This window comes from Bradyrhizobium sp. SPXBL-04 (assembly GCF_051853035.1).
Taxonomy (GTDB): Bacteria; Pseudomonadota; Alphaproteobacteria; order Rhizobiales; family Xanthobacteraceae; genus Bradyrhizobium; species Bradyrhizobium zhanjiangense.
Window position 1 is genome coordinate 881563 of sequence record NZ_CP182472.1, and the last position, 20395, is coordinate 901957.

General features: G+C 64.7%; 24 protein-coding genes and 1 tRNA gene. 12 read left to right on the forward strand and 13 right to left on the reverse strand.

Going from position 1 to position 20395, the window contains the following annotated elements:
- Positions 1 to 96 precede the first annotated feature (96 nt).
- From ACNJX8_RS04075 to ACNJX8_RS04085, 3 genes are all read left to right on the forward strand, one after another.
- Positions 97 to 345: a hypothetical protein gene (locus tag ACNJX8_RS04075; protein WP_128931167.1), complete on the forward strand. Its 249-nt coding sequence runs from the start codon at positions 97 to 99 to the stop codon at positions 343 to 345.
- Positions 346 to 478: 133 nt separating this feature from the next.
- A complete protein-coding gene (locus ACNJX8_RS04080) occupies positions 479 to 1189 on the forward strand; it encodes a hypothetical protein (RefSeq protein WP_164935137.1) in 711 nt (236 codons plus the stop codon).
- A gap of 81 nt (positions 1190 to 1270) precedes the next feature.
- A complete protein-coding gene (locus ACNJX8_RS04085; protein WP_439359699.1) occupies positions 1271 to 1951 on the forward strand; it encodes a hypothetical protein in 681 nt (226 codons plus the stop codon).
- 65 nt (positions 1952 to 2016) lie between these two features.
- Here ACNJX8_RS04085 and ACNJX8_RS04090 read toward each other — a convergent pair whose 3' ends face one another.
- Positions 2017 to 2241 (reverse strand): hypothetical protein, encoded by a 225-nt coding sequence (locus tag ACNJX8_RS04090; RefSeq protein WP_128931169.1) that lies wholly within the window; start codon positions 2239 to 2241, stop codon positions 2017 to 2019.
- 236 nt (positions 2242 to 2477) lie between these two features.
- On the opposite strand from ACNJX8_RS04090, the gene ACNJX8_RS04095 reads away from it, so the two are divergent.
- Positions 2478 to 2768, forward strand: coding sequence for a hypothetical protein (locus tag ACNJX8_RS04095; RefSeq protein WP_060737488.1), 291 nt, complete (start codon positions 2478 to 2480; stop codon positions 2766 to 2768).
- A gap of 134 nt (positions 2769 to 2902) precedes the next feature.
- On the opposite strand, the gene ACNJX8_RS04100 is transcribed toward ACNJX8_RS04095, so the two are convergent.
- Positions 2903 to 4819: a sensor histidine kinase gene (locus ACNJX8_RS04100; RefSeq protein WP_439359700.1), complete on the reverse strand. Its 1917-nt coding sequence runs from the start codon at positions 4817 to 4819 to the stop codon at positions 2903 to 2905.
- A complete protein-coding gene (locus ACNJX8_RS04105; RefSeq protein ID WP_439359701.1) occupies positions 4816 to 5487 on the reverse strand; it encodes a response regulator in 672 nt (223 codons plus the stop codon). The genes ACNJX8_RS04100 and ACNJX8_RS04105 overlap by 4 nt, the downstream gene beginning before the upstream one ends.
- Before the next feature lie 506 nt (positions 5488 to 5993).
- Between ACNJX8_RS04105 and ACNJX8_RS04110 the strand changes: the two genes are divergently transcribed.
- Positions 5994 to 6401, forward strand: a complete 408-nt coding sequence (locus tag ACNJX8_RS04110) for a hypothetical protein (RefSeq protein WP_091892274.1) — start codon at positions 5994 to 5996, stop codon at positions 6399 to 6401.
- 59 nt (positions 6402 to 6460) lie between these two features.
- Here the strand turns inward: ACNJX8_RS04110 and ACNJX8_RS04115 are convergent, their stop codons facing one another.
- The 4 genes from ACNJX8_RS04115 to ACNJX8_RS04130 all read right to left on the reverse strand — a co-directional run bounded on the left by ACNJX8_RS04115 (position 6461) and on the right by ACNJX8_RS04130 (position 8757).
- Positions 6461 to 6865 (reverse strand): EF-hand domain-containing protein, encoded by a 405-nt coding sequence (locus ACNJX8_RS04115; RefSeq protein WP_128942326.1) that lies wholly within the window; start codon positions 6863 to 6865, stop codon positions 6461 to 6463.
- Between the two features lie 206 nt (positions 6866 to 7071).
- Positions 7072 to 7305, reverse strand: coding sequence for a hypothetical protein (locus tag ACNJX8_RS04120; protein WP_128931174.1), 234 nt, complete (start codon positions 7303 to 7305; stop codon positions 7072 to 7074).
- A gap of 877 nt (positions 7306 to 8182) precedes the next feature.
- Positions 8183 to 8485 carry a hypothetical protein gene (locus ACNJX8_RS04125; RefSeq protein ID WP_128947178.1) on the reverse strand — a complete coding sequence of 101 codons (303 nt, stop codon included), beginning with the start codon at positions 8483 to 8485 and terminating at the stop codon, positions 8183 to 8185.
- A 187-nt stretch (positions 8486 to 8672) separates the two neighbouring features.
- Positions 8673 to 8757, reverse strand: a tRNA-Leu gene (locus tag ACNJX8_RS04130).
- A gap of 153 nt (positions 8758 to 8910) precedes the next feature.
- Between ACNJX8_RS04130 and ACNJX8_RS04135 the strand changes: the two genes are divergently transcribed.
- Positions 8911 to 9450: a disulfide bond formation protein B gene (locus ACNJX8_RS04135; protein WP_128931176.1), complete on the forward strand. Its 540-nt coding sequence runs from the start codon at positions 8911 to 8913 to the stop codon at positions 9448 to 9450.
- Positions 9451 to 9562: 112 nt separating this feature from the next.
- On the opposite strand, the gene ACNJX8_RS04140 is transcribed toward ACNJX8_RS04135, so the two are convergent.
- Both ACNJX8_RS04140 and ACNJX8_RS04145 read right to left on the reverse strand, forming a co-directional pair.
- On the reverse strand, positions 9563 to 10648 hold the full coding sequence (locus ACNJX8_RS04140) for an AbrB family transcriptional regulator (protein ID WP_128942323.1): 1086 nt from the start codon (positions 10646 to 10648) through the stop codon (positions 9563 to 9565).
- Positions 10649 to 10746: 98 nt separating this feature from the next.
- Positions 10747 to 11028: a PsiF family protein gene (locus tag ACNJX8_RS04145; protein WP_128942322.1), complete on the reverse strand. Its 282-nt coding sequence runs from the start codon at positions 11026 to 11028 to the stop codon at positions 10747 to 10749.
- Between the two features lie 201 nt (positions 11029 to 11229).
- On the opposite strand from ACNJX8_RS04145, the gene ACNJX8_RS04150 reads away from it, so the two are divergent.
- Positions 11230 to 11721, forward strand: coding sequence for a hypothetical protein (locus tag ACNJX8_RS04150; RefSeq protein ID WP_439359702.1), 492 nt, complete (start codon positions 11230 to 11232; stop codon positions 11719 to 11721).
- 45 nt (positions 11722 to 11766) lie between these two features.
- On the opposite strand, the gene ACNJX8_RS04155 is transcribed toward ACNJX8_RS04150, so the two are convergent.
- Entirely contained in the window at positions 11767 to 12315 is a 549-nt protein-coding gene (locus ACNJX8_RS04155) for a TetR/AcrR family transcriptional regulator (RefSeq protein ID WP_439359703.1), read from the reverse strand.
- Positions 12316 to 12430: 115 nt separating this feature from the next.
- On the opposite strand from ACNJX8_RS04155, the gene ACNJX8_RS04160 reads away from it, so the two are divergent.
- The 3 genes from ACNJX8_RS04160 (at position 12431) to ACNJX8_RS04170 (ending at position 14094) form a co-directional block, all read left to right on the forward strand.
- Positions 12431 to 12856 carry an acyl-CoA thioesterase gene (locus ACNJX8_RS04160; RefSeq protein ID WP_439359704.1) on the forward strand — a complete coding sequence of 142 codons (426 nt, stop codon included), beginning with the start codon at positions 12431 to 12433 and terminating at the stop codon, positions 12854 to 12856.
- Between the two features lie 3 nt (positions 12857 to 12859).
- Positions 12860 to 13336, forward strand: a complete 477-nt coding sequence (locus tag ACNJX8_RS04165) for a PaaI family thioesterase (RefSeq protein WP_439359705.1) — start codon at positions 12860 to 12862, stop codon at positions 13334 to 13336.
- A 98-nt stretch (positions 13337 to 13434) separates the two neighbouring features.
- Complete coding sequence (locus ACNJX8_RS04170; protein ID WP_439359706.1) at positions 13435 to 14094, forward strand: DsbA family protein; 660 nt, start codon at positions 13435 to 13437, stop codon at positions 14092 to 14094.
- 179 nt (positions 14095 to 14273) lie between these two features.
- Here ACNJX8_RS04170 and ACNJX8_RS04175 read toward each other — a convergent pair whose 3' ends face one another.
- The 3 genes from ACNJX8_RS04175 to ACNJX8_RS04185 form a co-directional block, all read right to left on the reverse strand.
- Entirely contained in the window at positions 14274 to 14480 is a 207-nt protein-coding gene (locus ACNJX8_RS04175) for a hypothetical protein (RefSeq protein ID WP_018316294.1), read from the reverse strand.
- Between the two features lie 82 nt (positions 14481 to 14562).
- Entirely contained in the window at positions 14563 to 15633 is a 1071-nt protein-coding gene (locus tag ACNJX8_RS04180; RefSeq protein WP_439359707.1) for a phospholipase, read from the reverse strand.
- 23 nt (positions 15634 to 15656) lie between these two features.
- The gene (locus tag ACNJX8_RS04185) at positions 15657 to 16628 is read right to left on the reverse strand and encodes a S1C family serine protease (protein ID WP_128931185.1); all 972 of its coding nucleotides are present in this window, start codon (positions 16626 to 16628) and stop codon (positions 15657 to 15659) included.
- Positions 16629 to 16915: 287 nt separating this feature from the next.
- Here ACNJX8_RS04185 and ACNJX8_RS04190 point away from each other — a divergent pair, with 287 nt between their 5' ends.
- Both ACNJX8_RS04190 and ACNJX8_RS04195 read left to right on the forward strand, forming a co-directional pair.
- On the forward strand, positions 16916 to 18334 hold the full coding sequence (locus ACNJX8_RS04190; RefSeq protein ID WP_128947172.1) for a M20 family metallopeptidase: 1419 nt from the start codon (positions 16916 to 16918) through the stop codon (positions 18332 to 18334).
- A gap of 261 nt (positions 18335 to 18595) precedes the next feature.
- Positions 18596 to 20386, forward strand: coding sequence for a peptide ABC transporter substrate-binding protein (locus tag ACNJX8_RS04195; RefSeq protein WP_439359708.1), 1791 nt, complete (start codon positions 18596 to 18598; stop codon positions 20384 to 20386).
- Positions 20387 to 20395: the final 9 nt, after the last annotated feature.

The window sequence follows — 20395 nt, forward strand, 5'->3', positions numbered from 1 at the left end:
CCCGCGCTCTTCCGCCCCGCTCACTTAACGGCAGATTAACCATCGCCCGCCAAGAATCCCTTCAAGGCCGCCAATCAGGACCGAGAGGGACAGGCGATGGACTTCAACTATCTCAACGGCAAGACAGCCGCGACGTTGGACGAAATCCGCGTTCGCGTGGCCCACGCGCTGGCCCGACACCCGCTGTGCCGCAACGTGCGCTTCGACATCGTCAGCGTCGCCCGCACCCGCCGCGGCGGCAACTGGACGGTGACGCTGCAATCGGTCGAGCCGCGCGCGGTCTGGGAGGCCTCCGAGATCGTGGCCGACATCCAGGATGCCTACGAACTTGCGGCAGCTGCCTGATTTCGTTGAACATTTCAGGCGATGTCGTCGCAGTCCGCGCGATTGCCGCCGCAATTGCACGGTTAAGCCTTAATTATCGCCCAGTTTCCGGGCAGTGATCACGTGGACTTGAAAGTTGGGCGCGGAGAGACGTTTGTCCAAAGCCATCACCATCGTCGCGCTGACCTGTTTCCTCGTCCTCGGCGCTGCGACGACCGCCATTCTCGGCCGTGACAGCGTGCCCAGTGTCAGCGCGGAGATGATCACGCAGGCGCCTCCGGCCAAGCCGCTCGCCACCAATCGCGCCGCCAAGGCCGACCGTCTGGTTCCGACGCTGGCGCTGGCCTCGGCCGCAATCGAGCCGGTGCAGGTCGCCGCCGACAAGCTCGCCCAGACGCCGGTGCTGACCGAGCCGCTGCGCCAGGCCTTTGCCGCCGCCACGCCTTCCGATTTCCCGATGCCGAAGGCAAGTTCGCACGAGGCGCCCGCCGCAGCGGAGGTCCCCGCCGTCGAAGTCCCGGCCAAGCCGAAGGTCGTGGCCAAGCCGCAGCCGCAGAAATCCTATGCGCTGCTGTCCGACGCACAGATCGCGGGTATCAGGGATCGCCTGAAACTGTCGTCGTCGCAGGAATATTATTGGCCCTCGGTCGAGACGGCGCTCCGCAACGTCGTCCGCAAGATCTCGGCAAACAAGCTCTCCAATCCGAACGCGCCGGGCGTGCCGATCGATCCGAATTGCGACGAGGTTCAGCAGTTGAAGTCGGCCGCGATGCCGCTGCTGTTCCAGCTGCGTGACGACCAGAAAGAGGAAGTGCGCAAGCTCGCCCGCATCATCGGGCTGGAGAAGGTCGCGCAGCAGATCTGACAGTTCCTTTGGGAACTGCTGCGGCATCAGGAACATCCGGCAATCAACGTGCGTTGCTCGCCCCAAAGAGGGAGTGGATCAATGCGCGCCTCGACCGCCTATTTCGTCGGTGCCGGAACCATTGTCGCGGCCATCGCCATTGGTCTCGGCGGCGGCATCGTCGCCGGCAACATCATGAATCCGATCGCGCCCAAGCAGGGACCGGACGCCAGCAAGCGCGCCGATGCCGTTGCCACAGCGGCGGCGATGAACGCACCGTCCGAGCGCGTGAATTATCTCACCGGTTCGCAGGCTTTTGGCGCGATCATTGCCGCACCGGCGCAGGCCGAGGCAAAGTCTGAACCCGCCAAGACCGATACGCAGACCACTCAAGCGACCGCTGAACCGCCGGTACCGCGGCCGTCGCAAGCAGCCGCGGTCGAGCCGTCCAAGGAACAGTCCAAGCCGGCATCAGCCGCGCCCAGGCCTGCGGAGCAGCAGGCAGCGACAGAGCCGGCCGCTTCGCCGGACAACGCCTATGCCAAGGCGCGGGATTCCGACGTGAAGCGCGCCGCGTCCGAACGGCGCCGGATGGAGCGCCGCGAACGCTGGGCCGAGCGCCGCCACTATTACGAGTCCCGCGAGATGCGCGGCCCGCGCGAGCGCACTGATTGGGACGACGTCGCGCGCAACATCCGCGAAGATTCCGATGCCCGCGATATCGCAAGCCGCCCACGCAGCGGCTTCCCGCAGATCAGGCTGTTCGGGCCCGACGACGACTAAAGCATGATCGGCAAAACAGAGTCCGGGTTCGCTCCGCTGAAGCGCTCCCAGACTTGAGGGCCGGCTCAGCCGCCGTGCGATTCCACGACCTTGCGGCAGGAGTCGGAGAGCTTGGTCTTGTTCTGGCGCAGGCAGGCATTCATCTCCGGCGGCTTGCCGATATGTTCGGCGCAGAATTTGCTGGCATCGCCGCGGCAGGCCATCTGCTCCTGCGGCGTCGGACCGGATTGCGCAGCGGCGGACACGGCGGTGGCGGCGAGCAGCAGCGCGGCAAGAACCGAAATCTTCATAAAGCACCTCTTTGGGATTGTCGTTGGTCCCGCCTGGGATCAAGCGGGGCGGACGATCTCGCGAAGTCCAGGCGCCGGTCCATGCCATGTTCATGGCACCGGGTGCGCCCTCTCAGGCTTGGCACCCCCATCTTCATGGCATGTATCCGCGCCCGGTCTTTTGCCATTCAGGCTGCACCTCGGCTGCGAAACCCGGTGATTGCACCGGGACGCCGGACGGGAAGCAGGAGAGCAAGATGTCGAAAAGAGCGGGAGCGCTGAGCGCCGGGCTGACGATCATGGCGCTGGCGGGTGCGGCGATGGTGTCGCTGGGCACGAGCCCGGCGCAGGCCGTGGTCTATTGCAAGACGGTCGGCGTGCCCAAGGGCTGCGTGGTGCGGCCGACTGCGGCCGTGGTGGTCGCGCCGGGAGCTCCGGTTGCGCGGGCCGCGGTCGCGACACCCGGCGTCGGCGCGCCCGGTGTCGGCGTGCGCGCAGGTACGCCGATGAATCGCGGCGGCCCGGTCAATCGCGTCGGCGTGCGCTGATATTCCATTCGATTGATTTGATTGCATTGCTTCGGGCCAACAGAGCCCCTGCGGACGAACACCCCCCGTCCTCCGCAGAGGACCCGGCCCGTCCCCTCTCTCCGTGCGCCCCACACGTTCGGGGAGGGGGCTTTTCAGCCCGCAGCCGCATCGCTGTCGGGAAAACGCTGCGGCAATTGCAGCCGCACGCGCGTGCCTGAGGCATCCGAGCTCAGATCGAGCACCGCGCCGCAGCGGGCGGCGCGGCTCCTCATGTTGCGCAAGCCCCGCGCGGTCTGGCCGGCGCTCGCGCCATTGCCGGCGAGCGCAAAGCCCTTGCCGTCGTCCGCCACGCTGATCACGCCATACGGCCCGTGATCGTCGTCGAGCGTCTCGATGCTGACCGCGATGTGGCGCGCCTCAGCGTGCTTGACGGCGTTGGTCACGGCCTCGTCGAGGATGCGCACGATCTGGATGACGTGCCATGGCCGCAATTCGGGATGCAGCGGCAGGCCCTGCGGCGTCGCCACGCGCCAGTCGAGCACGATGTCGTGCGGCCGCAATTGCGCCGTCGCGCGCTCGCGCCAGGAGCCGAGCGCGAGCATCAGGTCGCCGCCGATGTCGTCCATGGAATCGATGACGAGGCGCAGATCCTTCAGTGCTGCGCGAGCGGCCTCCGTGATGGTCGCGCCCTCATGGCCGCGCTCGGAGAGCGCGACGATGCTGACGAGCTGGCCGCCGAGGCCGTCATGCAGGTCCCGCATCAGCCGCGTGCGCTCATTGGCGAGCGCAGCGGCGCGGGCGCGCGCCTCCTCGCGGGCAAAGCTTGCCTTCAGCCGTTCCTCGGCCTCGCCGACCCGTGCAACGAGCTGTCCGGCAAAGCTGTCGACCTGGTTCAGCGCGCGCGCGAAGCGCCAGGTCAGCCCGGCGCCGATCGCGACCAGCATCGCCGAATAGGACAGGCGCGAGACGAAGATGCGATCGTTGGTCGCGATCTCCAACACCGTGAGCATGTCCTGGACCCAGCAGACCAACACGATGGTCACGGCGCAGCCGATCGTGAAGCTTGCCGCGTCCTGCCGCCGGACCACTGCGGCTGCGGTCACGCACGCCATCAGGAACAGGCAAAGCCCGACCGTGGGAATGCCGAGCACCAGAAAGAGAATGCGTGGCAGCGGCGGGCCCCCGATCAGCCCGACCACGAACACGACGAGGCCTGGCACGAACAGCAGCGTGCCATACCGCGGCCAGCGCCAACCGAAGAACAGCATGCCGAACACGACGATCAGCGCGCTCTCGATCGGTGCGGATGCCAGCAGCACGGCGGCGAGCCGCGACGTCGTGGCCGGCGGCACCGGCGGCGGCACGAACGCCTGCACCACGCCGAGCACCATCGCCACCGCCAGCACGCCGTAAACCGGCTCGTGACGCCGCATCAGCCACATGATCGCAAGGATGACCGCGAGGATCGATTGCCAGGCGGAGAACACGACGGGCAGCGTGACGAACAGCAGCGTGCGCGTCTCATAGGCGGGACGCAAGGCGGCGTCCGGCCCGACATAGACGGTGTCGAGAAAGCCCTTCAGCGGCCCCCAGACGAACAGCCGCACCGTGAGATCGTTGGCGCCGTCGCGCAGCAGCGAGGACGGAATCGCCGCGATCTGCGGCGTGTTGCGGTCCGGCCGGTTGGCATTGGCGTCACGCCGGGAATCCAGCACCACGACGCCGTTGACGGCGACCTCTACCGCGTTGCTGAAGCGCGGCAGATACACCGACCATCCCGATCCCGCATCGCCCGGCCGGAATGTGAAGGCGGCGGTGTAGAGCGGCGGGTCGGCCAGCGAATAGCGCGATGCGGTGAAGTGCGGCAGCCTCACCGCGCGCATCGTGCCGTCCTCGCGCGCCGAAAAATCGCTCACCGCGAAGTCTTCGGGATCGCCGGGTTGCAGCAGCCGGAGCCCAAGCACGGTGACGATGACGATCAGGGCCTGGAGCAGTAGATAAGGCACGAGGCGCGACACAATCAGCCGGCGCCGCGGGCGCGTTGTTGTCTTCGCTGCGATCTCGCTCACAGCTTGATCAGGCCCTGCTGCACGGCTTCGAACACGGCCTCGCTGCGGGTGTGCACTTCGAGCTTGCGATAGATGTTCTTGATGTGGCCGGGCACGGTCTGCCTGGACAGGCCGAGATGGCTCGCGATCTCGGCATAGCTGAAGCCTTTGGCGATGCCCCAGAGGATGTCGATCTCCCGCGGGGTCAGCTTGGCCGTGTTGAGCGCGGGGCCGGGCGAGGGCTCCGCCGAACTCTGCGTTCGCCGCACGATGAAACGGGCGATCGAGGCCGAGATCGGCGAATGACCGGCGACCAGATCGCGCACGGTGGTGGCGATGTCGGTCGGGAAGGCATCCTTCAGGAGATAGCCGGTCGCACCCACGGTGATCGCCGAGATCACGCTTTCCTCGTCGCCGAGCGCCGAGATCACCATGATCTCGGTATCGGGAAAGCGCTGCCGGGTTTCGCGAATCAGCTCGATGCCGTGGCCGTCGGGCAGCCTGAGATCGGTGAGCAGCACGCGAGGCGTGTCCTCGCCGAGCGCAGACCGGGCTTCTCCGAGCGTGCCGGCGCTACGCACCTCGTAGCCGGCCTTGACCAGCGCGTCCTGGAGCCGCCAGCAGGTCGGCGCATCGTCCTCGACGAGGAGGATGGTGATGGCCTCACCCGTCTCGCCCTGTTCGCTCATGTTCATCGTCCCGCGACCCGCGTGTCCCCCGCGGCGCGAGGCAAGTCTAACCGCAGCACGGATGCCGTGACACCCATAATCATGGGGGCGACGATAACTCGGTCCCGCGCCAGGCGCGGACAGACGATCGTGGCTTGCGCCTAGGCTGGAGCGCGTGCTCATGATCGGCGCTGCACTCAGGGCGCGGATGAGGTCCGCTCCGCCTTCCGATACCGGCCCGTTACGGCAGCACACTAGACGTTCGAGTTGGGCCAATTCCGGACATTCGGCCGCAGTGTCTTCGTGCGTCGCCACCTGTTCCCCGGATGCCTCAGGTGACGTAGAATATTACGGCCCTTGAGGCGGGACGTGCCGAAATCTCCGTCCGGGTAAATGAGCAGCACTGGTGCTATCGGCAGGCACGCTCTCTTAGAGACCGTCCTTTTTTCGGTTTCGCTCCACCGTTCACCACGAACTTTGCGCGCTGCTTATGCAACGGCTCGTTCGGTAATGTCGGGAGAAAAGCGATGAGCAAGGTCGATCGAAGGTCTGCACTGGGATTCGGGTTGGCAGCGGCTTCAGCTGCCATGATCAAGCCAGCCGCCGCGCAAACCACAGGCTACAAGGATACGACGCCTTGGCCAGGTGTCGTGGTGCGTGAATATGAAGGCGAGACACCATCCCTGATCCCAGGTTTTAAGACCGTCTCAATGCGCGATATCATTATGCAGCCGGGGTCGAAGACCATGGGGCCCCCGATGATGAATGCCATGGTCTGCCATATCACCGAAGGGGAGCTTCGACTTGACCAGGAGGGAAAGACCTTTACGGGCAAGAAGAATTTTGTCTGGACCTGCAACAAGGACACGAAAGAACAGGCGTACAACGATGGGAGTGTGGTCGCGATTATGCGGATCACGGACCTGAAGGCTTAAGGCTCATTTCTTCAGGGGCGGATGGCGCACGCGACGCGCGCCATCCGCGCCGGAGACGATCACCTCGTGCCGTGTATGAACACTTGCATCTCCTCCAGGGTCAGCTTGCCATCTTTATTGCTGTCCATTGCCTTGAAAATCCGTTCGTGAGCTGCCTGAAACTCCTGCAGTGAGATGGTCCCATCGCCGTCGGCGTCCATCAGAGCGAACATCATGCGCATCATAAAGGGTGATCCCATCGCGCTCCCACCCATCATGCCGCGCCCCATCATACGTCCTCCCATCATTCCGTGCCCCATCATGCCGCCTTGCCCCATCGTGCTCGCGCCTTCCTGGCCCGTGGGATGGGATTGCATTTGTTGCTGATCTGGCTGGGGTATCATTCGGTCTTGTGCGATCGCACCGACCGGGCCGTACGTCAGCATGAGAGCAGATATCGTGAGTCCCAGAACGCGCGTGTACATTTCGAACCTCCTCCGAAACGTGTAGCCTGTCTCATTAATTCGGCACGAGTAATATTGATCCTCTGGTCCCAGCCTTCGCCTACGCAACCCGCACACAATACGACCGCGTGCAAGAGCAGCCTTGGGTCACAAGCCGCCGATCACCGCTCAAGCGGGGTGACCTCCGCTTCGCCTTGCGGAGCCGACGTTACACACCCTAGCCCGGCTCACGAAAGATCATCCCGCGGCGGTGGATAGCGCCGGGCCAGCACCGACAAGGACAGATGCCGTTCGTCTTCGGGCAGCTCCAGATAGGCCAGCACGAGCGGCCGCTTCCAGTCTCCGACGCCGAAATCCATCGTCATCCATTTCTGAGGTTCGGGCCCTTCGAGGCCCCGGACCCAGACGAAGAAGCGGGGGAGGTCGTCGGCGTCCGCTTCCGTCGCACGTCTTCTCGCCATCAGAGCTGTCCGCTGCATCAGATCGGTTGCCACAGGATATAGGGAATTGCGCGGCGAAGTCGAATGCCTCCGGCAGTACCGGACGCGTAATCTCTCCTCCTCGTCATTGCGAGGAGCGCTTGCGACGAAGCAATCCAGACTATCTCCGCGGATGCATTCCTGGATTGCTTCGCTGCGCCCGCAATGACGATGTGGATAGAGCCGGGGCAAGAATGAGGCCATCGATCTGCAGAAGATGATTCCCTATCGGAACAAGGTCTGTCAGAACTCTCGCCCCTTCGGAAGCCGAAAGATTCCGATTGACCGAAATTCGGAAATATCGTATGTGTTGTTCATCCCGGCCCATGGATAAGGGGCGTTTCGCGATCGTCACGATACGCGGGCCGGGTGGCGGTGGGCGTGGAGCGCATCGGTGCGCCGGGCAATCGCAGGGCGGGTTTGGCCCGTGAGCGGTTGAGCGGCGCGCAAACGACAGGTGCGGTTCGCGTACGGCAAAAGCGTGTGGTCCTGGCGCCCGGGGTCTGTGCGTCAAGGCTTGCGGTGGTACGTGCTGCCCGACCGGGCGCGCGCATCAGCCATCCGCAAGGCGACGGGGGCAATAGTGCATCGCTCCCCGGGGAGAGCGCGCCATAAGCCGTCAAACCACTGCGCAGGGAAAGGCCGGGATGTCCAGGCTGCCCTGTATGCCGCTGTGCATTTGTCTTCGCGCAATTTGCGCACAGCGGACCGCGGGTGCCAGCCAGCACCCGGTCTTCCCTGCGCCCTTTCCAACGAAGGGGCGTCAAGCGAAGCACAAGACTCGGGCGTCATGCGTCGCGAGGCTGTACAGGCGCGTCTCGCTGTTTGAAAATTGAAGTGTGCACGCTCATGCTGCCGATCACCGCCACAATTCGCAGGTCGCCACGCGGTTGATGTCGGCGAGCCGCCTCGTGGCGTCTCCGTGGAGATCGAGGCTGGCGAGCAGCGTCAGCAGGCGACGATAGGCGGTGTCGGCGACCTCGACCGGCAGCGGGGCTTCGTCAAAGGCCTCGACATAGCTGCCGACGACACCGCTGAGCAGACGGCACAGGCCACGCTGGGCGGGATCGTCCCGGCCGAGCGTCTCGAGCTTTTGCTGGAAGATTTGGAAGGTCCGCAAACCGTGGTGCTGCTGCGAAAGCCACGCGTGCAGATCGTTCATGTGAGCTCCTTCGGTTCAGTGAAGAAGCTGAGGGCTTATACAGTGGGGATGGGAGAATGGCTAGGGGGGTGGAGCAACGTTGAGCCAGTCCGCCTTCGCCAAGGCTCCGGCGGGACAGCCTTCGCTCCTTCGCATTGGACAGACTTGCGCCTGGCTCGCCCAGCCGTAGCTGCGAAGCAGCGAAGGCTGGTGCCCCTGGCCGGAATCGAACCAGCACTCCTTGCGGAACTCGATTTTGAGTCGAGCGCGTCTACCAGTTCCGCCACAGGGGCCTTCGGTCGGCCCAAGGGACGTCGCGAAGCCGGCGGACTATAGCCATGGACAGGACGGGGTCAACCCGCGCCAAAGTGATCCCCGCCGTTCTCGACAGCCGCATGGGCCGGAGTTAGAGGCTTAGACGCGCGACCCATCGGAGAGAGGCTGCCGTGACGACCCGGAGTGCTGCCATACCAGCGTTCAAGCCGGCCAGCGCCGGTCCCGCGCTGACCGCCTCACTGCTCGTCACGCTGATCGCCGCCGCCACGATCGCGGGGGCCTGGTTCTTCCAGCTCGTGCTTGAGATTGTGCCCTGTCCGCTCTGCCTGGAGCAGCGCTACGCCTATTATCTCGCGATCCCGCTCGGTGCCCTCACGGCGCTTGCGGCCAGGAGCGGCGCGCCGCGGCCGCTGCTGCTCGCTGCGTTGGCGATCCTCGCGCTGGCGACGCTCGCCAATGCCGGTCTCGGCACCTATCACTCCGGCGTCGAATGGGGGTTTTGGCAGGGGCCGACTGACTGCTCCGGTCCCGTGGTCAATCTCGGCAACGCCGGCGACCTTTTCTCGCGGCTCGACACCGTGAAGGTGGTCCGCTGCGACGAGGTGCAGTGGCGCTTCCTCGGCCTCTCGCTGGCCGGCTACAACGTGCTGATCTCGCTGCTGATGGCCGCAATCGCCGCATGGGGATTTATGCGGACGGCGAAGCGTTAGGTAGCTGCCGTAGGGTGAGCAAAGGCGCTTCTTCGCGCGCCGTGCCACCATTCATCGACGCTCACCAGTCGCTGGTGGGCACGCTGCGCTTTGCCCACCCTACGAGAGCCCGTCAATCATCCACATCATCTTGCGTGCGCCCGAACAAGTGCACGATGCCGGGTGTCGCGATCGTCACGAAGACGAAGCGCGACAGGTGATGGGCGCCGACGAAGATCGGGTCGATGTGCAGCGTCAGGGCCAGCGCCAGCATCGCGTCCATCGCGCCCGGTGCGAAGGCGACGACGACATCGGAGAATTTCACCGGCGTGGTGAGCGCGACGATGCCGACGAAGAGGGCGGAGACGGCGATGGCCACTGTAAACGAGCCCAGCGCCGCGTTGATATGACCCGCGAGCGTCTTGATCCGCATCCGCGCGAAGCGGCTGCCGATCAGGGCGCCGATTCCGACCAGGGCCACGCCGCGTACCCAGTTTGGCAGGCCGCCCTCGACCCAACCGGCGCCATGCAGCACGCTGGAGGCGATCATCGCGCCGAACATCCAGCTCGCCGGAAATTTGATCAGCCGCAAGAAGAGCGCCACCGCCAGCGAAGCTGCGGCCAGCACCACGAGGCCGAGCGGCGAGGCGATCGTCGTCGTCAGCGACGGTGCGGCTGAGGGCGCCACGCCCGCGATCGCCAGCACCATCGGCAGCGCCGCGGTGAGGATGATGACGCGCATGGTCTGCACCACCGCGATGCCCGGCAGGTCGGCGCCGCGCTCGACCGCCAGGATCGTGATCTGCGACAGCGCGCCGGGACTACCGGCAAGGAAGGCCGAGGTGCGGTCCCAGCCATGGACGCGCTGCAGGTAATAGCTCGATCCGAAGGTCGAGCAGAAGGTCGCGAGCGCAAGCAGGCCGATGGTGACGGGATAGGCGCTGACCTGCTGGATCAGATGGCGCGAGACCACCGAGCCCAGCGAAATGCCGAGCAGCACCAGCACGGTCTGGGTCAGGATCGGCGGCAGCGCCAGCTGGCGGCCGGCGATTGCGGCGATCCCGACCGCGATCATCGCGCCCGAGATCAGCCCGCCGGGAAGGCCCGCGACGAGAAACACGAGGCCACCGGCGGTGCCGATGACAAGCGTCTCCATCGTGCTCAAGACATTGGCACGGCTCGGCCATTCGAACGGCAGGGAGGCGACGATTTGTTTCACGCCGCCTTATCGCAAATCAGCGAGAGGCGCACAATTGCGGGTTCGTCATGCCGCAATGCGCATGCCTCTCACTGATGTTCGCGGAGGTCGCGACGGACTTACTTCTTGTCGGCGGCAGGGGCGGCGGGCGCTGCGGTGCCGGCCTTTGCTTCCTTCATGCACTCGCGGCGAAATTTCTTGCGCTCCTTGCCCTTCAATCCCTTGGCGTCCGCCTGCTTGGAGCATTCGAGCGATTCGGCCGAGCGCTCCTTCGGCGCCTTCTTGTCGGCGGTGGCAGCAGCGTCGGTTTTGGCGGCCGGCGCGGCGGTCTGTGCGAAGGCAGTGCCGGTGGCGAGCAGGGAGACGAGAGCGAGGGCGGCGAGGCGGGAGGTGAAGGTCATGTGTTGCACTCTTCTTGGGAGAATTGCGAAGGCTTGGGAACGTCGGCTCGCCATGCTGAACGCGACATGAATGAGTTGAGCGACGGGATCACTATATTTTGCCGGCGCAACTCATCGCATCCTTGTCGCAAGCGATCGACACGCTAGGATAGCAATCCTCGTTTCGCTTCCCTCGAGGAAGATCAAGGAGGAGACCCAGGGATGACCATTCAGACAAAATTGTTGTGTGCGATTGCAGCGTCAGGTGTCGCGGCATTGGTGGCGAGCGCGCCGGCGCAGGCACTGACCGCGCAGGAGTGCAGCGCAAAATATCAGGCGGCCAAGAAGGACGGCTCGCTCGGCACCATGAAATGGAATGACTTCCGCAAGGCCCAGTGCGGTGCAGATGCAACGCCTGCCGCTGCGCCCACGGCGGCTGCTCCGGCTGCGCCCGCCGCCCCTGCCGAGCCGAAGCAGGCGAAGAAGGAGGCCGCGCCCGCCGCCGCGCCGACGCTGCCGACTGGACCTGCGATCTATCCGAACGCGGTCGATCCGAAATACGCCAAGGAGACCCCCGGCAAGGCGCGACTCCACACCTGCGTTGATCAATACAATGCCAACAAGGCCACCAACGGCAATGGCGGCTTGAAGTGGATCCAGAAGGGCGGCGGCTATTACAGCGAATGCACCAAGAAGCTGAAGGGCGCCGCCTGAGCTTCGAACCATGCACCGGCCGGAGCAACGCTCCGGCCGTTTTGTCTAGCCCAACAGCTTCTCGGCCGATTTCGCCACGAGCTGCGACCGCTTACGCGGGCCGCGTTCGACGAACAACAGGCTCTGGCCGAAGATGAAGCAATAGAATAGGAAGGCCTGCGCCTCGGCCTCCTCGGCCGCAAGGCCGGTCGCGCGATAGAGCTCGGCGACGTGCTTGAGCCGCGCGGCATCCACGCTCGCCACCGCCGCCGCTGCGCCCTCATCGGAGCGGGCCCATTGCCGGATCGCGAGCTCGATCGCCATGGCTGCCGGATTGAGCCGCTCGGAATAGAGCTGGATCACCGCCTTCAGCCGCTCGCGGGGCTGTTGTCCGTCGAGACTCGTCTGCTGCGCGATCGCCGCGATACGTCCCTCGCGCCAGCGTTCCAGAATGGCTTCGAGCAGTGCGGCCCGGTCGGCGAAACGGCGATAGAAACCGCCCTTGGTGACGCCGAGATTCTTGGCGAGCACCTCCACCCGCACCCCCTCGACCCCCGAGCGGGCGAGTTCGGTAAACCCTGCCTCGACCCAGACATCGCCCTTGCCGTCGCTCATGAAGGAAGCCTCGCCGGTTTCTTGATACGGTACCGTATTGCTAGCGCGACGAAGCTCTGATACGCTACCGTATCAATCCGCAAAGGCGGAAGAAAAGGACAGGGAGCGAATTGCGATGGAGGAGGCGACCTATCGCGGCACGGTCTATCCGTGGCAATGCGATCATGTCGGCCACATGAACATCATGTGGTATGTCGGCAAGTTCGATGAGGCCAACTGGAATCTGTTCGCCCGGCTCGGACTGACGCCGAGCTATCTGCGCAGCTCGGGCCGCGGCATGGCCGCGGTGCAGCAGAACATAGCCTACAAGCGAGAGCTGCTCGCCGGCGACATCGTTGAGATCCGCAGCCATCTGCTTGAAGTTCGCGACAAGTCGATCCGCTTCCGGCATGACATGATGAATGCGGAGACCGGCGAATTCGCGGCGACCTGCGAGATCACCGGCGTGCACATGGATCGCCAATTACGGAAGTCCGTACCGTTCACCGATACCATCCGAGAGATCGCCATGAAGCACCGTTCCGTGCCGGCGGAGGCGTGAACCATGGTCGCATTCGAGCCGAAAAACCCCGATTACCGCGCGGCGGCCATGGCGATGTTCGCGGCCCAGCCGGCAATGCACACGCTCGGCATCTCGATTGTCCATCTCGCCCCGGGCGAGGTGGAGCTGGCGATGCTGCATTCGGCTGCCTTCACGCAGCAGAACGGGTTTGTCCATGCCGGTATCATCACCGCAGGCCTGGACAATGCCTGCGGCGTCGCCGCTTTCACCCTGATGCCGCGTGAAGCGGACATCCTCACCGTCGAGTTCAAGACCACGCTGCTCGCACCTGCTCGCGGTGCGCGCTTTGTCTTCAGGGCCGAGGTAGTCAAACCCGGCCGCATGCTGACCTTCTGCGAGGCCAGGGCCTTTGCCGAGCACGAGGGCAGGACGACGCTGATCGCTTCCATGACCGGCACGCTGATGGCGATGCTGCCGCGCGCTGCGGCTCCGCCAGCGCCGGCCGCGATCCGCGCATAGCATGGCGATGACATCGCGCCCGCGACGCTCTATATCAGCCGTAACAATTCCCGGTCCCGAATCGTATTTGCGGCGATGGGACCGAAACGGGACGAGATATGGCTGGATCTGGGAATAAGCGCCTTGTGGCGACGCGGCGCGCGGCGTTGACGCTGATCGGGGCGGGTGCCTTGGCGGCGGGCGGGATCACTTTCGCGCGCGCCGCCGCCGATGACGACGAGGTGCTGACCGAAACCAAGGTGCTGCGCGATCCCGACACGCCGGTTGCCGGCAATCCCGACGGCAACATCACCATCGTCGAATGGTCCGACTACAATTGTCCCTATTGCCGCAAGCTCGAGCCCGAGCTGCGCCAAGTCGTCCAGGACGACGGCAAGGTGCGGCTGGTGATGAAGGATTGGCCGATCCTCGGGCCGGTCTCGGTCACGGCGGCGCGGACCGCGCTCGCGGCGAAATTCCAGGGCAAGTACCATCAGGCCCACGACGCCATGATGGGCGTCAGCTCGCGCCTGACCGAGCCGCGCATCAACGAGCTTCTCGCTGGCGCAGGCGTCGACATGGACCGCCTGAAGCGCGATCTCGCCGGCCATGCCAAGGACATCGACGCGATTCTCAAGCGCAACAATGAGCAAGCTGAAGCCTTTGGCTTCCGCGGCACGCCGTCCTTCATTGTCGGCAAGTACCGCGTACCGGGCGTGCTGAGCATGAACCAGTTCGAGCAGGTCATTGCCGACGCACGCAAGGCCAAGATGAACTGAGCCGAGCGCTAAAGCATGATCCGGAAAAGTGCGCAGCGGTTTTCCGAAAAGATCATGCTCAAACAATAACCTAGAGCGCGATGACAATTCATCCTAATCTCATCGCGCTTTAGTCATCACGCAACACAAAGGCGCCGCCGCGGAGTTCGCGACGGCGCCTTGCTCATGATGCGGCGTCGCTACTTCGACGAGATCCGGACCCAGTCCTTGTGCGCTCGGTCGCGCAGCGCGTCCCAATCGGCCTTGGCGACATCCCAGTTCACGATGGTGCGATTGGTGGTCGCGACCTCGCCATTGGCGACCGACGACGTCTGCATGGAATCATAGACGTAAACGCCGCCCGCGAGCAGCAGTGCGCCCAGGATCATTCCAAAAAAAGTCTGCATAGCGAACCTCCGGTGACCGGCGATAACGTCGGCCCGGAGCAATGGTTCCCGCGGCAGTACGGCACAGATAAGGACGGATCGTTCATGTCCCATTCAGCCATTCCAGCAGCTCCGCGTTGATTTCGCGCGGATAGGTGTGACTGAGGTCGTCGATCTCCCGATAGGTGACGTCGGCGCCAGCGGCAGAGAGCGCCGCCTGCGTCTGCCGCGCGGTCTGCACCGGAAACATCCAGTCGAGCTTGCCGTGGGTGATGAAGACCGGCAGGCGCTGGAGGCGCGTGGCGTCCGCCATCTCCGCCATCAGCGGATTGAAAGTCGCTGACACCGGCGCAAGATGCGTGAATGGTGAGGCGCCGTCGAGGCCGGTGACGTAGCAGAAGGTGCCGCCGTCGCTCATGCCGGTCAGCAGCATCCGCGAGGCATCGACCGTCCATCGGCCGCGCACGGTCTCGAGGATGCGCATGAGATTGGGCGTGTCGCCATCGTCGCCCATCAGCGCCCAGGTCGGGCCGGTTGCCGTCGGCGCCACCAGGATTGAGCCAAGGCTGCGCGCATCGCGCAACCAGCTCCACAGGAAACCGCGCCCGTTGCCGCTGCCGCCATGCAGCGCCATCACCAGCGGCATGGCGCGATCGGGCGTGTAATATTCGGGCACATAGACCGAGAAGCCGCCGCGGCTGCCGGGCTCGTTGTGATCATGGAAGATGCCGGTATTTTCGCTCGCGCCGACTTCGAGCCGCGACAACAGGTCGGCATTTTCGCGATTGGCAGCGTTGAGAAAGAAGCTGCTCACCGGGGGAAACTGCAGCGCCAGCGGATAGAGCGCCTCCTGTGCGCGCGGCAGGTGGCGCAGCGCGCGGAACACCGCGACGAGGTCGCCATTACCGCGCTCGATCTCGCGAATGCCGGCAAAGGCGGCGAGCGTCTCGTCGCAGGCGCGATCGAGCCGATCGCGTAGGCCGGCGAACTGCTCCGGCCAGTCGCCGATCGCTGCCTGCGCCGCTTGCAGCGCCACGTCAGGCGCGCCGATCGCGTTCATCACCGACGCGAAGGCCGGCGGGTGCAGATGCCGCTGGAAGAAGCCGAGCGCCTCCAGCGCGTTGAGCAGCGGCGGCAGCACGGCCACGATGTCGTCCACCACGGCCTCGGTCATCGCGGCTTCCTCAAGCTTTTGGGTCAGTGCAGCTTCGGCGCCTTCAAAAGCTTGAAGCGATCGGTCGAGGTCACCGTGACGTCGAAGGTGACGCCTTCGTGATGCACGGTCAGCGGCACGTCGACGCCGGCGGCGCCGAGCGCCCACATCTTCTTGTAGAAACCGGTCTGGCTCGTGACCTTGTCGCCGTCCACGGCGAGGATGACATCGCCGGTCTTGAGCTCGGCGCGCGCGGCCGGACCGTTGGCGGAGATCCCGATCACCACCACGCGGTTGTCGATCTCGGTCGAGTAGAGCCCGAGCCAGGGCCGTGCCGGCTTGTTGACGCGGCCGAACTTGCGCAGGTCGTCGAGGATCGGCTTCAAGAGGTCGATCGGCACGATCATGTTGACATGCTCGGCCTTGCCGTCGCGTTCGCGCTCGAGTTGGAGCGAGCCGATGCCGATCAACTCGCCGCGTTCGTTGAGAAGCGCGGTGCCGCCCCAATTCGGATGTGCGGGATAGGTAAAGATGGCCTCATCCAGCAGATATTCCCAATAGCCGGCGAATTCCTGCTTGGCCACGATCTGGCTCGCAACCGAGCGCGTGCGGCCGCCGGCGCCGCCGACCACGACGCGGTCGCCGATCCGCGTTTCCGCCGAGGTGCCGAGCGGCAGAGGTTCGACGTCGAGCTGGCCGAGCGCCTGTACCAGGCCGAAGCCGGTGACGGAATCGAAGCCGAGCGCATGCCCTTCGACCACACGCCCGTCGGCGAGGTGCAGCCATACGGATTCCGCCTCGGTGATGAGGTAGCCGATGGTGAGCACCAGCCCGTCGTCGATCACGACGCCGTTGCCGGCGCGTTCGGTGCCCAGTGTCTCGGCGCTGAAGGCGTCCGGCGGGATGATGGCGTGCAGGCCGACGACGGAGCCGAGCGCGCGGTCGAGATCGAAACCATAATCGCTCGCACGCGGCTGATTGGCCGGCGGCACTCTCCATTCGGTCAGGGTGGGCATGGAGTTCTCCTGGCTGAGAGCATCGCTCCGCCGTGGCCGGCGGAACGAGGCGCGAAGCACGCATAATTTAGGCCGGAGGACGCCGTCTTGAAAGCCTCGTTCCCAACTATTCCAGAGAACGCCGCGTGAAATCTTCAAAAGGCTTAGCGACGGTTCGTGCACAGACGGCGGGCGTCACTTCGATCCGGCCGCCGCCGCATGGCTGGTGTCCGGCGAGATGCTAGGCGGCGTGCAACGAAGCTGCTAACCATTGCCGCTTCGTTTGACCAGGGATCACGGATCGAAGCATGGATAACCGCAGCGACATCTGGCGTGGCGTCGACACGATCAAGGCGCGTTTCATCGACCTCAGCGACAAGGTCTGGGGCACGCCCGAGGTGTGCTACACCGAGGCGCGATCAGCCGCCGAGCATCTCGCCGAGCTGCGCCATCAGGGTTTCCGCATCACCGAGAACGTCGCCGGCATCCCGACTGCGCTGATGGGCGAGTGGGGCGAGGGCGGTCCGGTCATCGCCTTCATGGGTGAATATGACGCGCTGCCGGGATTGAGTCAGGAGGCGGGTGTCGCCGAGCACCGTCCGATCGAGACCGGTGGCCATGGCCATGGCTGCGGTCACAATCTGCTCGGTTCCGCCGCGCTGCTCGCCGCGACCGCGGTGAAGGACTGGCTTGCCGAGAACAAGGTGCCGGGCCGCGTGCGTTATTACGGGTGCCCTGCGGAAGAGGGTGGCGCGGCAAAGGCCTTCATGGTGCGCTCCGGTGCGTTCGAAGATGCCGATATCGCCATCACCTGGCATCCGCACAGCTTCTGGGAGGTGGCGGTGACGCCGTCGCTCGCCAACACGCGCGCGGATTTCATCTTCACCGGCCGCACATCGCATGCGGCGGCCTCGCCGCATCTCGGCCGCTCTGCGCTCGACGCGGTGGAATTGATGAACGTCGGCGTCAACTACATGCGTGAGCACATGCCGAGCGACGCGCGCGTGCACTATGCCTTGCTCGACACCGGCGGCATCGCGCCCAACGTGGTGCAGGCCCATGCGCGCGTGCGCTATTCGATCCGTGCCCGCGATCTTCCCGGCATGAACGAGCTGGTCGAGCGCGTGTCCAAGATCGCGCAAGGCGCGGCGCTGATGACCGAGACCAAGGTGGAAATGAAGATCATCTCCGCGGTCTCCAACATCCTGCCGAACACGCCGCTGGAACAGGCGCTGCACCGGGTGATGGAAGAGCTCGGACCGCCGCATTTCGACGACGCGGACAAGAGCTTTGCCGGCCAGATCCGTGCAACGCTGAGCGACAAGGACATCTCGTCGGTCTACTACGCGATCGGCATGGAGCCGACCGATCGGCCGCTGGCCGACTTCCTGGTGCCGCTGGATGCCAAGCGCAACCCGCTGGTCGGCTCGACCGATGTGGGCGACGTGAGCTGGGTGGTCCCGACCGTGCAGGTCCACGCACCGACGGTTGCAATTGGCACGCCCTTCCACACCTGGCAGGTGGTCGCGCAAGGCAAGAGCCCGCATGCACACAAGGCCATGGTGCAGGCGGCCAAGGCGATGGCCGGGCTCGGCATCAAGGCGCTGACGGAACCGGAGCTGATCAAGTCTGCCAAGGCGGATCTTCAGAAGCGGACGGCCAAGACGCCTTACGTTTGTCCGTTGCCGGACCACGTCGCGCCGCCGCTCGATATGTCCGTGGCGTAGAATTTCGCCTCGATACTTCGTCTGATCCGGCGAACAAATTTTCCGCAGTGCAGCGCGCAATCCAGCATGTTTTGATGCTGGATTGCCGAACGGATGGGCTCACGGAACGTCGTTTTGCCCAACAGGCAGCCAGAAGACCGTTTGCACACACACGGTCCCAGTTGACGTCCACCCCATTCGGTGTGCCATCTACTGCCAGCCAAATAGGCGGCCGCACTTCACGGCCGCCTCATCACTATGGAAACCAGACGGGGGACAACCATGCTGGATAAAGAACTGCGTTCGATGATCGGGCAGGTGAAGGACGGGCGGATGGATCGCCGCGCCTTCATCCAGCGCCTGGCTGCCGTGGGCCTGACCGCACCGCTGGCCAACCAGATCCTCGCGCTCGGCGGTGTCGCCATGGCCGAGGGCGCCTCGACCTACAAGCCGACCAAGCGCGGCGGTGGCGGCGCATTGAAGCTGTTGTGGTGGCAGGGTCCGACCTTGCTCAATCCGCATTTCGCCACCGGCACCAAGGACCAGGACGGTTCGCGCCTGTTCTACGAGCCGCTCGCCTGCTGGGATCCGGACGGCAACATGAAGCTGGTTCTGGCGTCCGAAATTCCCTCGACCCAGAACGGCCTGCTGGCCGCCGACGGCAAATCGGTAACGTGGAAGCTGAAGCCCGGCGTGAAATGGCACGACGGCAAGCCGTTCTCGGCCGACGACGTCGTCTTCACTTGGGAATACATCATCGATCCGGCGACCGCCGCCGTCACCGTGGCGACCTACCGCGACATCACGGTCGAGAAGGTGGATGACCTCACGGTCCGCCTCACCTTCAAGAAGCCGACGCCGTTCTGGGCGGACGCCTTTGTCGGTGCAACCGGACAGATTCTGCCCAAGCACCTGTTCGCCGAGTACAAGGGCTCCAAGTCTCGCGAAGCGCCGAACAACCTCGCGCCCGTCGGTACCGGCCCCTACAAGTTCCTCGAGTTCAAGCCCGGCGACCTGATCCGCGGCGAGATCAACAAAGACTATCACATGCCGAACCGGCCCTATTTCGACACGCTCGAGATGAAGGGCGGTGGCGACGCTGTGTCGGCCGCACGCGCGGTGATCCAGACCGGCGAGTATGATTTCGGTTGGAACATCCAGGTCGAGGACGACGTCCTCCTGCGCCTGGAGAAGGGCGGCAAGGGCAAGACCATCTATGCCGTGGGTGGCGACACCGAGTTCATCGCGCTCAATTTCACCGATCCCAACACCGAGGTCGACGGCGAACGCTCCTCGATGAAGACCAAGCATCCGTTGTTCTCCGACCCCGCCGTGCGCAAGGCGCTGTCGCTGCTGGTCGATCGCGAGTCCATCAAGAAGGCCATCTATGGCCGCGCTGGCCGCACCACCGCGAACTTCCTCAACGGCCCCGAAAAGTTCGTCTCCAAGAACACCTCATGGGAGTTCAGCATCGAGAAAGCCTCGAAGATCCTGGACGATGCCGGCTGGAAGCCGGGCGCCGACGGCATCCGCGAGAAGGATGGCAAGAAGCTGAAGCTGCTCTACCAGACCTCGATCAACGGCCCGCGCCAGAAGACCCAGGCGATCGTCAAACAGGCCTGTCAGAAGGCCGGCATCGACGTCGAGCTGAAGTCGGTCGTGGCCTCGGTGTTCTTCTCGTCGGACGTCGCCAATCCCGACACCTATGCGAAGTTCTATGCCGACATCGAGATGTTCCAGATCCCGATGAGCCAGCCCGATCCGGCCCAGCACATGCGCCGCTATCATTCGACCAACGTGGCGACGAAGGAGAATAAGTGGCAGGGCACCAACTTCCCGCGCTATGTCAACAAGGAGTACGACACCACCATCGACGCCGCCGACGGCGAGATGGATCCGGTCAAGCGCGCGGCGCTCTACATCAAGGCCAACGACCTCCTGTTCCAGGACACCGTGTTCATTCCGGCGCAGCACCGGCTCAAAGTGGAGGCGGCCTCGAACACGCTGCGCCCGGTGATCTCCGGCTGGGCCAACGAAACCGACAATCTGTTCGACTGGTACCGCGAGGAATGATCCCCCAAC

Excerpts from the sequence above, each read along its gene's own strand:
- ACNJX8_RS04190 (WP_128947172.1), top strand. The coding sequence starts at position 16,916 with ATGGATAACCGCAGCGACATCTGGCGTGGCGTCGACACGATCAAGGCG.
- ACNJX8_RS04170 (WP_439359706.1), top strand. The coding sequence starts at position 13,435 with ATGGCTGGATCTGGGAATAAGCGCCTTGTGGCGACGCGGCGCGCGGCG.
- ACNJX8_RS04090 (WP_128931169.1), bottom strand. The coding sequence starts at position 2,241 with ATGAAGATTTCGGTTCTTGCCGCGCTGCTGCTCGCCGCCACCGCCGTG.
- ACNJX8_RS04165 (WP_439359705.1), top strand. The coding sequence starts at position 12,860 with ATGGTCGCATTCGAGCCGAAAAACCCCGATTACCGCGCGGCGGCCATG.
- ACNJX8_RS04155 (WP_439359703.1), bottom strand. The coding sequence starts at position 12,315 with ATGAGCGACGGCAAGGGCGATGTCTGGGTCGAGGCAGGGTTTACCGAA.
- ACNJX8_RS04105 (WP_439359701.1), bottom strand. The coding sequence starts at position 5,487 with ATGAGCGAACAGGGCGAGACGGGTGAGGCCATCACCATCCTCCTCGTC.
- ACNJX8_RS04085 (WP_439359699.1), top strand. The coding sequence starts at position 1,271 with ATGCGCGCCTCGACCGCCTATTTCGTCGGTGCCGGAACCATTGTCGCG.
- ACNJX8_RS04150 (WP_439359702.1), top strand. The coding sequence starts at position 11,230 with ATGACCATTCAGACAAAATTGTTGTGTGCGATTGCAGCGTCAGGTGTC.
- ACNJX8_RS04195 (WP_439359708.1), top strand. The coding sequence starts at position 18,596 with ATGCTGGATAAAGAACTGCGTTCGATGATCGGGCAGGTGAAGGACGGG.
- ACNJX8_RS04175 (WP_018316294.1), bottom strand. The coding sequence starts at position 14,480 with ATGCAGACTTTTTTTGGAATGATCCTGGGCGCACTGCTGCTCGCGGGC.
- ACNJX8_RS04095 (WP_060737488.1), top strand. The coding sequence starts at position 2,478 with ATGTCGAAAAGAGCGGGAGCGCTGAGCGCCGGGCTGACGATCATGGCG.
- ACNJX8_RS04120 (WP_128931174.1), bottom strand. The coding sequence starts at position 7,305 with ATGGCGAGAAGACGTGCGACGGAAGCGGACGCCGACGACCTCCCCCGC.
- ACNJX8_RS04160 (WP_439359704.1), top strand. The coding sequence starts at position 12,431 with ATGGAGGAGGCGACCTATCGCGGCACGGTCTATCCGTGGCAATGCGAT.
- ACNJX8_RS04185 (WP_128931185.1), bottom strand. The coding sequence starts at position 16,628 with ATGCCCACCCTGACCGAATGGAGAGTGCCGCCGGCCAATCAGCCGCGT.
- ACNJX8_RS04110 (WP_091892274.1), top strand. The coding sequence starts at position 5,994 with ATGAGCAAGGTCGATCGAAGGTCTGCACTGGGATTCGGGTTGGCAGCG.
- ACNJX8_RS04125 (WP_128947178.1), bottom strand. The coding sequence starts at position 8,485 with ATGAACGATCTGCACGCGTGGCTTTCGCAGCAGCACCACGGTTTGCGG.
- ACNJX8_RS04145 (WP_128942322.1), bottom strand. The coding sequence starts at position 11,028 with ATGACCTTCACCTCCCGCCTCGCCGCCCTCGCTCTCGTCTCCCTGCTC.
- ACNJX8_RS04075 (WP_128931167.1), top strand. The coding sequence starts at position 97 with ATGGACTTCAACTATCTCAACGGCAAGACAGCCGCGACGTTGGACGAA.
- ACNJX8_RS04180 (WP_439359707.1), bottom strand. The coding sequence starts at position 15,633 with ATGACCGAGGCCGTGGTGGACGACATCGTGGCCGTGCTGCCGCCGCTG.
- ACNJX8_RS04115 (WP_128942326.1), bottom strand. The coding sequence starts at position 6,865 with ATGTACACGCGCGTTCTGGGACTCACGATATCTGCTCTCATGCTGACG.